This window comes from Caballeronia cordobensis (assembly GCF_001544575.2).
GTDB lineage: Bacteria > Pseudomonadota > Gammaproteobacteria > Burkholderiales > Burkholderiaceae > Caballeronia > Caballeronia cordobensis.
Window position 1 is genome coordinate 191214 of record NZ_FCNY02000014.1, and the last position, 9045, is coordinate 200258.

General features: G+C 64.0%; 5 protein-coding genes and 2 pseudogenes. All 7 read left to right on the forward strand.

Annotation, left to right across the window (positions count from 1 at the left end; genetic code table 11):
• Window positions 1–56 precede the first annotated feature (56 nt).
• The 7 genes and pseudogenes from AWB70_RS25755 (at window position 57) to AWB70_RS25785 (ending at window position 8885) form a co-directional block, all read left to right on the forward strand.
• Window positions 57–2168, forward strand: a complete 2112-nt coding sequence (locus AWB70_RS25755; RefSeq protein WP_053568144.1) for a hydantoinase/oxoprolinase family protein — start codon at window positions 57–59, stop codon at window positions 2166–2168.
• Window positions 2165–4006: a hydantoinase B/oxoprolinase family protein gene (locus AWB70_RS25760; protein ID WP_053568143.1), complete on the forward strand. Its 1842-nt coding sequence runs from the start codon at window positions 2165–2167 to the stop codon at window positions 4004–4006. Before AWB70_RS25755 ends, AWB70_RS25760 begins: the two co-directional genes overlap by 4 nt.
• Window positions 4003–5136, forward strand: coding sequence for an alanine racemase (alr, locus tag AWB70_RS25765; protein WP_053568142.1), 1134 nt, complete (start codon window positions 4003–4005; stop codon window positions 5134–5136). The genes AWB70_RS25760 and alr overlap by 4 nt, the downstream gene beginning before the upstream one ends.
• 158 nt (window positions 5137–5294) lie before the next feature.
• Window positions 5295–6464 (forward strand): annotated as a pseudogene (locus AWB70_RS25770) (2-isopropylmalate synthase); the annotation flags it as partial.
• 89 nt (window positions 6465–6553) lie between these two features.
• On the forward strand, window positions 6554–7648 hold the full coding sequence (locus AWB70_RS25775) for a branched-chain amino acid aminotransferase (protein ID WP_053568141.1): 1095 nt from the start codon (window positions 6554–6556) through the stop codon (window positions 7646–7648).
• A gap of 228 nt (window positions 7649–7876) precedes the next feature.
• A complete protein-coding gene (gene hfq, locus AWB70_RS25780) occupies window positions 7877–8152 on the forward strand; it encodes an RNA chaperone Hfq (protein WP_060854211.1) in 276 nt (91 codons plus the stop codon).
• 85 nt (window positions 8153–8237) lie between these two features.
• Window positions 8238–8885, forward strand: a pseudogene (locus AWB70_RS25785) (hypothetical protein).
• Window positions 8886–9045: the final 160 nt, after the last annotated feature.

The window sequence follows — 9045 nt, forward strand, 5'->3', positions numbered from 1 at the left end:
ATGAATCGATTCACCAACGCGGCTCTGGCTGCGTCGAACATGAAGAGGCGGTGAGCATGTCAGAAAGACTTTATCGGGCAGGCGTGGATATCGGTGGGACGTTTACCGATATCGTCGTCATCGACGATCAGGGCGTGGTGCACACGAAGAAGGTGTCGTCCACGCCGCAGGACTACGGCGTGGCGATCGTTACGGGTTTGCAGGCGCTGCTTGCGTCGCTCGGCGCGACGCCGCGTCAGGTGACGGAACTCGTGCATGCCACGACCATCGCCACCAACACGGTGCTGGAGGGCAAGGGCGCGCGCACGGCGCTGGTGACGACGCGCGGCTTTCGCGACGTGGTCGAGATCGGCCGCCTGCGCGTGCCGATGCTTTATAACCTCGCGTATCGCAAGCCTGCGCCGCTGGCGAAACGCCGTCATCGCTACGAAGTCGACGAGCGCCTGAATGCCGACGGCTCCATCGCGAAGGCGCTCGACGAAGCGGAAGTCCTCGCGGTGGCCGAGCGGATCGCGGCGCAGGAGATCGAAGCGGTCGCGATCAGCCTGCTGCACGCCTATGCGAATCCGGAGCACGAGATCCGCGTTCGCGAGCTGTTGCGCCGCGTGCTCGGCGAGCGCGTCTATCTGACGTGCTCGCACGAGATTCTTCCGGAGATCCGCGAATACGAGCGTACCAGCACGACCGTGGTGAATGCGTATCTCGGACCCGTCGTGGTGAGCTACCTGCACTCGCTGATCGCCCGGCTGCGCGATGTCGGCATGCGCGGGCCGGTGCAGATCATGCATTCGAACGGCGGCGTGATGAGCGCGGCGGCCGTCATGCAGAAACCGGCGGCGATCATCGAGTCCGGTCCGGCGGCGGGCGTGATCGCGGGGGCATCGGTGGCCTCGGCGTCAGGCTATGCCGACTGCATCACCGTCGATATGGGCGGCACGACCGCGAAGGCCGCGATCATCGAACGCGGCGAACCGGCGCGCACGACGGAATATGAAGTCGGCGCGGGCATCAACCTGAGCAGCAAGCTGGTGAAGGGCGGCGGCCATGCGGTGAAGCTGCCGTTCATCGATGTGTCGGAGATCGGCGCGGGCGGCGGCAGCATGGTGCGCATCGATGCGGGCGGCCTCGTGAAGGTCGGGCCGGACTCGGCCGGTTCCGTGCCCGGTCCGGTTGCCTACGATGCCGGCGGCACGACGCCCACGCTCACCGACGCCGTGCTCGCGCTCGGCTATCTGAATCCCGGCTATCTCGCAGGCGGCGAGTTGCGCATCAACCATGCGAAAGCCTGCGACGCGATGCGCGCGCATGTGGCCGAACCGACGAACACGGAACTCCACGAAGCCGCCTACGGCGTGTTCTCGATCGCCGCATCGACGATGACGCGCGCCGTGAAAGCCGTATCGACGTATCGCGGCCGCGATCCGCGCGACTTTGCGTTGTTCGCGTTCGGCGGCAACGGTCCGATCATCGTGCACGCGATCGCTGCGCTGCTCGACATGCGTACGGTCATCGTTCCGCCCAGCCCCGGCGTGTTCAGCGCGCTCGGCCTGCTGTTCTCGACGACGCAGCACGAATTCATGCAGACGATGTTCCGCCGCCTCGACGCCGATGCCGCCGCGCCGCTTGGCGATGCGCTCGAAGATCTGGCCGCGAGCGCCCGCGCGGAGATGATGGAAGAAGGCCTCGCGCGCCATGACATCGAACTGCGCTGCTCGCTCGATCTGCGTTACGCGGGGCAGGCGTATGAACTCGCCGTGCCGCTCGCGTGGCGATCGGGCGAGACCGTCGATATCGACGAAGTGAAGGGCGCCTTTCACGCGGAGCACGAGCGTACCTACGGCCATGCGTCGCAGGACGATGCCGTCGAACTCGTCAATCTGCGCGTGCTCGGAAGTCTGAAGTCGGAGCAGTCGCGCGTGTACGACGCACGGCGCGCGGGAGGGAACCGAGCCGATGCGGCCACATGCGTAACGCGGAGAGCGTACTTCGGCCCCGCTCATGGATTCGTCGATACGCCCGTGATCTCGCGCGCGATGCTGCGCGCCGCGCCGCTCGACGGGCCGGTCATCGTCGAGGAATACGACTCGACCTGCGTCGTGCCGCCGGGCGCGTGCGCCCGCGTCGACGCGCATGAAAACATCGTCATTACGCTGGGAGAGAACGCATGACCTCCGCACCGCACACGCCGTCTTCGGACGACGCCATCACGCTCGAAATCGTCAAGAACGCACTCGGCTCGGTGGCGGACGAGATGGCACTCGTCGTGCTGCGCTCGGCCTATTCGCCGATCGTGCGCGACTCGATGGATTTCTCCACCGCCGTCTTCGACCGGCAAGGCCGCGTGATCGCGCAGGGGCTCACGCTGCCGATCCATCTCGGCGCGTTCCCCGCGGCAATGCGCAACGTGATCGAACGCTTCGGCGCGAACGGCCAGCCGGGCGACGTCTATGTGATGAACGATCCGTATACGTCGGGCGGCATGCATCTCCCCGACGTGTATCTGATCCAGCCCGTCTTCTTCGACGAACGCATCGAAGGCTATGTCGCGACGATCGTGCACCACGCGGATATCGGCGGCATGGCGCCGGGCAGCATGGCGATCGGCGCGACCGAGATCTTTCAGGAAGGCTTGCGCATTCCGCTGCTCAAGCTTTTCGATGCGGGCGAGCCGAATCACACGCTGATCACGCTGCTCGAAACCAATTCGCGCATGCCTGATCAACTGCGCGGCGATCTGCGCGCGCAGGTCGCATCGTGCCGCGCGGGGGCGCGCGGGCTCGCGCAACTGATCGAGAAATACGGCGCGGATGGCTTCGCGCGGCTCGTCGATGCGCTGCACGGTTATGCCGAGCGTCTGACGCGCCAGGCGATCGCCGCGATGCCCGACGGCGAATACGGCTACGAAGACTTCATCGACGGCCTGGGCGACCGGCCGCAGCCGATCCGCTTTCGCGTCAAGGTGACCGTTGCCGGCGACGAAGTGACGATCGACTGGAGCGGCACCGATGCACAGGTGGCCGGCGCGATCAACGGCCCGTTCGCGACGACGCAATCGGTCGCGTACGCGGCGGTGCGCTGCGCGATCGGCGTCGACGTGCCGAATTGCGAGGGCTTCTCGCGGCCGGTGCGCGTGTTCGCGGAGCCGGGCTCGATCGTCAATCCGGTGGAGCCGGCGGCGTGCGCGGCGCGCGGCATCATGGCGTATCGCATGTTCGACGTGCTGCAGGGCGCGTTTGCGCAGATCGTTCCGGACGCGATGCCCGCGCTCGGCGAAGGCGGCCCGTCGGTGGTGTCGATCTCGGGGCGCGGCGCGGCGGGCAACTGGCTGATCACGGACGGCATCCTCGGCAGTTGGGGCGCAAGCGGGCAGCGCGACGGCAGCGAGGGCATCGCCAATCCGCTCGGCAATTTGTCGAATCAGCCGGTCGAGCTGATCGAGGCGCGCTTGCCCGTCGTCATCACGGATTACGGTTTCGTGCCGGACTCCGGCGGCGCGGGCAAGCATCGCGGCGGTCTCGCGATGCGCCGCACCTACGCGCTGCGGGCGGAAAGCGCGTCGCTCGGCTTGCGCTCGGACCGGCGCATGCATCGGCCTGCGGGATCGCATGGCGGACTGGACGGCTCGCCGTCGTTCAATCTGCTCACGCGCGAGGGCGAAGTCACGCTGCTGCCGAGCATGCCGAGTGAGGTCATCGCGCTCGGGCGTGACGACCGGGTCTGTCATATCGCGGCGGGCGGCGCGGGCTACGGTCCGCCGTGGGAGCGCGAGCCGCGAGCGGTCTTCGAGGATGTGCTCGACGGTTTGATTTCCGAGCGCATGGCGCGCGATCTGTACGGCGTGGTCATCGACCGAGGCGAAATCGATCCTGCCGCGACCGAAGCGGCACGCGCCGCGCTCGCGCGATTGCCGGCCGATGAGCTGCGCACGCGGCAGGAACGCGTCTTCGCCGAATCGAACGGCCTGCAGGAAGCGATTTCTTCCCAAACTGGCGAGGTGCGGACATGAACGCGTGCGCCGACGACCTGCGCGAATATCGCCTGCTGCGTCCCGCATGGGCGGAGATCGATGAAGGCGCGATCGCCGCGAATCTCGCCGTGGCGCGCAAGCTCGCGGGCGACGCCAAGATCTGGTTCGTCTGCAAGGGCGATGGCTTCGGTTTCGGCGCGGCGAAGGTCGCGCGCCTGGCGGACGCCGCGGGTGTCGACGGCCTCTGTGTCGGCAGTCCGGAGGAGGGCATGGCGATCCGCGCGGCGGGCGTCACGCGCGACATCCTGCTGTTCGCATCGACGCTGCCGGAGGACGCGGCGCGCGTCGCGGCGCTCGGCCTGACGGTCACGATCCAGAGCATGGAGAGCCTGCGCGCGTTCGTGACGGCGGGCGTTCCGGTCGATGCGTTCATCGAGATCGATCCGGGCTTCGGCCGCTTCGGCTTTCTTGCGTCGCAATGGCCGGAGGCGTTCTCCGCGCTGGCGCATCAGCGCACGGTTCGCCTGAAGGGCATCTATACGCACCTGAGTTCGCCCGGCGACGACGCGATCACTGCGCGCCAGGCGGGTGTCTTCGATGCCGCGCTCGCCGATGCCCGCTCAGCGGGCTTTGACGAACTGGAGACCATGCTCGCGAGCTCGCGCGTGATGATCGCGCATCCGGAACTGCGTTACAGCGCGGTCGATCCGGGACGGCTGCTCTACGGCGCACTCGATGCCGAATGGATGGCGCGCGTGCCGTTGCGTCCGATGCTGCGCGCCATTCGCGGACGCATCATCCATGTGCAGGCGCATCCGGCGGGATCGATGCTCGGCATCGGCTATGCGGCGCCCATTCGCCTCGAGCGCGCGGTGCGCGTGGGCGTCGTGCCGATCGGCTTCGGCGATGGGCTGAATCACGTGCCGCCGCTCGGACGCGTGCTCATCGGCGGACGCGAGGCGACGATCATGGGGCGGCGCTCATTGCAGCACACGGTGATCGATCTGAGCGCGTTGCCCGAGGCCGGCGTCGGCAGCGTCGTGACGTTCGTCGGCGAGGACGGCGGCGGGTTCATCGGCATCGACGAACTGGCGGATGCGGTTCGCGTTCCGGTAATGGAGTTGCTGCCACGGGTCGTCCGGATGCTGCCTCAGATATCCTCGACTTGAATTTGGAGGTGGGAAACGCGGGTTGCCCCTAGATTGGCTCGCGGCATCGTTAGCTATAATCGCGCGGTCAGGCGCTGTGATCCAGCGTCTCGACAGGCAGGAAGGGTTACCCCCCATTCCCTGATCAACGCAATTGCCGTTCCCCACAGGAGACTGGCATGTCAGACCGCCTCATCATTTTCGACACCACCTTGCGCGATGGAGAACAGTCGCCGGGTGCGTCGATGACCCAAGACGAAAAACTGTGCATCGCCCGACAACTCGAACGCATGCGCGTCGACGTGATCGAAGCGGGGTTCGCCGCAAGTTCCGAAGGCGACTTCCAGGCGATTCGAGCCATCGCGAGCGAGATAAAGGACAGCATCGTCTGTTCTCTGGCGCGAGCGAACGAGCGTGATATTTCGCGAGCCGCCGAGGCGCTGAAGCCGGCCAGCCGGTCCCGCATTCATACCTTCATCGCCACATCCGCGCTGCACATGGAGAAGAAACTGCGCATGTCGCCTGATCAGGTCTATGAACAGGCGCGGCGCGCGGTGCGTCTGGCACGTGGTTACACCGATGACGTCGAGTTCTCGCCGGAAGACGCAAGCCGCTCCGATCTCGACTTTCTCTGTCGCGTGATAGAAGGCGTGATCGACGAAGGTGCGACTACCATCAACGTTCCCGATACGGTCGGCTACGCCGTTCCGGATGGCTATGCCGCCTTGATCCGCGAACTTCGTGAACGCATCCCCAATTCCGACCGGGCGGTCTTTTCGGTCCACTGTCACGATGATCTCGGCCTGGCCGTGGCCAATTCGCTGGCGGCGGTCAAGTCGGGCGGGGCCAGACAGATCGAATGTGCGATCAACGGCCTGGGCGAGCGAGCGGGCAATACGGCGCTCGAGGAAGTCGTAATGGCCGTCAAGACGCGACGCGATGTCTTCGGCCTCGATGTGCGCGTGGACACGACTCAGATTGTCGAAGCCTCGCGGCTGGTGTCGGAGATCACAGGGTTCACGGTGCAACCTAACAAGGCGGTAGTGGGCGCTAATGCATTCGCACACGCATCGGGTATTCACCAGGACGGCGTCCTGAAAGCGCGCGACACCTACGAAATCATGCGCGCCGAAGATGTAGGCTGGAGCGCGAACAAGATCGTGCTCGGCAAACTGTCTGGACGAAACGCATTCAGGCAGCGGTTGCAGGAGTTGGGAATCGAGATCGCCAGCGACGCTGAACTGAATGCCGCGTTCGTTCGCTTCAAGGCGCTCGCCGATCAGGAAGCAACCGTGTCCGACGACGCACTCGTCGCCTTGTCGCAGCAAGGCATGGTCGCGGATGCGACCGGTTCGCAACGTTGACGTTCCATTTCAATCCATCGCGGGTCGCCGTGTGAGTCTGGCGAGCCCCGTCTTGTCTTTGGTCGAATGAAAGCATGAAAACTGATATGCCCACACAGTTTGTCGTTTCCCCGAGCGCGACGCCGACTCCGCACGATCAGATCGTCGCGAGCATTTCAAACCCCGTGTTCGGCCGGGTGTTCACCGATCACATGGCGACGATGCGCTGGACCAACACGCTTGGCTGGCACGATGCGAAGGTCGAGGCTCGCCGGCCGTTTCAGATCGATCCCGCTTGCGCCGTGCTGCACTATGCGCAGGAAATTTTTGAAGGCATGAAAGCGTACCGCGGCGAAGACGGCTCGATCTCGCTATTCCGCCCGTTCGAGAATGCCAAGCGTTTTCGTGCCTCGGCCGCGCGTCTTGCCATGGCCGATCTCCCGGAGGCGCTCTTCGTCGGGGCGGTGGAGTCTCTCGTCAAGGTAGACCGGGACTGGGTGCCGGGTGGCGATGGCAGTCTCTATCTCCGTCCGTTCATGTTTGCCTCCGAGAGCTTCCTCGGTGTGCGCGCGTCACACGAGTACGTGTTTTGCGTCATCGCGTGCCCCGTAGGTCCGTACTTCAAGGCAGGGAAGTCGTCGGTGACTGTCTGGGTGTCCGATCAATACACGCGCGCGGCGCCGGGCGGAACGGGTTCGGCCAAATGCGGGGGAAACTATGCTGCCAGCCTGATCGCGCAGACCGAGGCTGCGGCCAAGGGGTGCGACCAGGTCGTTTTTCTCGATGCCGCCGAGCACAAATGGATCGAAGAGATGGGCGGGATGAATCTTTTCTTCGTCATGGACGACGGTTCTCTGACGACGCCGCCACTCTCCGGCACGATTCTGCCGGGTATCACCAGGGCTTCGATCATCGAGCTTGCCAGGCGCGAAGGCATCGTAGTCAACGAAACGCCCTATGCTTTCGACGCATGGCGTGCAGACGCCGCGAGCGGCCGTGTGCGGGAGGCATTTGCTTGTGGGACCGCTGCTGTCGTCACTGCGGTCGGCGAGGTTCGCCATGCCGCTGGAGAATTTAAGATCGGCAACGGGGAAGAAGGGCCGGTGACGCAACGCATCCGCACGCAGCTGACCGGAATTCAGCGTGGTAAGCTCGCCGATCCTCTTGAATGGGTTTATCGCATCGACTGAGGCCGATTGGAGCTGGATTGCGCTCGTCCTTGCCGAAGCGGGTGCGTGGCGTTATGCGTCGCGCACTCGTGCGGGAAAACGCCGCGCCAAGGGCCAGACGTGATTATCGTTGAGCTTATTGCGCGCCTGGAGCAGTATCCCGAGATGGGTTGTCGAGCGGATTTCTATTCAGTGATCGGACACGATCGACTGTGCTTGAGCCCATCAAAACTTAAGGACAAAACTGAAATGGCGCAGAACCAACCCGGTGTACAAGGCGACTTTCTCAATGCGGCGAGAAAGGAAGGGAAGCGCGTGGCGATCTATCTGGTCAACGGAATCAGATTGGTTGGGCACATCCAGTCATTCGATACGTACATGCTTTATCTCAGTTCGATCACAGGATCCCAGATGATCTTCAAGCACTCGATCTCGACGATCGGTGAAGATACGGGTCCGGCCGTTCGGTCGAACAGCCGAGCGAGCGGACCGCGCGACTTCACTAATCGTTCTCACGCGAAATAGGCAGCTACGACGTTTCCAGGGGTGGCTTCGCACGGTCGACTGCGTTCCAGCCGCGTTCGCTTTCAGCCAAGGACCGTAAGAGACGATGAATAAGGCAAAAACGAAACTAACCCGTCAAGACGCTGAGCGCCTTTTCGAGGGCCTGCCTGCGGGAGCAACCGCGAGGGTGTCGAGCCGTCCTGAGAATCCTTTCGGGCCAGAAGCGTCCGACGTCGTCAAGCGCGTCGAAGACGAATCCGCGCTCTGGAAAGACAACCTGATCACGCTCCCGGTGGCAATCGAGTTGCCTAGAGGCTATGACTCGGTTTCGCGCATGCGCGAAGCGATGACGCGGGCTCTGCGCGTGAAGTGGGTGAGGGAGGGCAAAGACGAGGTGGTCGCCGAGTTTCCGGAAGGCTGGACGGCGATTCGCCCAGGAAGTGGCCCCAGCGAGTTGCGCGATCCGTCTGGCGTCGTCCGCGGCTTGTTCGGATGGGCCAAGAATGCTGAGCTCAGGCTCCTGCCACGTTATCTGATCGAGTCACAGACAAACAGTTCGAACGGGTTGGGAAGCGTGCTTGTTCGCGATCGCGGGAACGGTCAAATTCTCGAGCGGTCTTCCAATTGATCGGCGCGCACGGGCACCCAGCATCCAGATTGGACGAAGCTCGCGGCGTGGCTTGATTTGCGTTATCCAGATCATCACGACCCGCTGCGGTACTGGGACGATTGCGAGGAAAATCTCCGAAGCTGAGTTGGTGTGGGGGCTCGTTGTTCTTGCGAAGAACCGCGATCTGTTTGGCGGTAACGCGACATTTGAACTTGGGACCTACAACCAATGTCACGGCCAGATTGAAATGTCGTAGCGGCAGCTAAATACAGATGTCGTACTTGTTCTGTGTTTGGTTCTCACA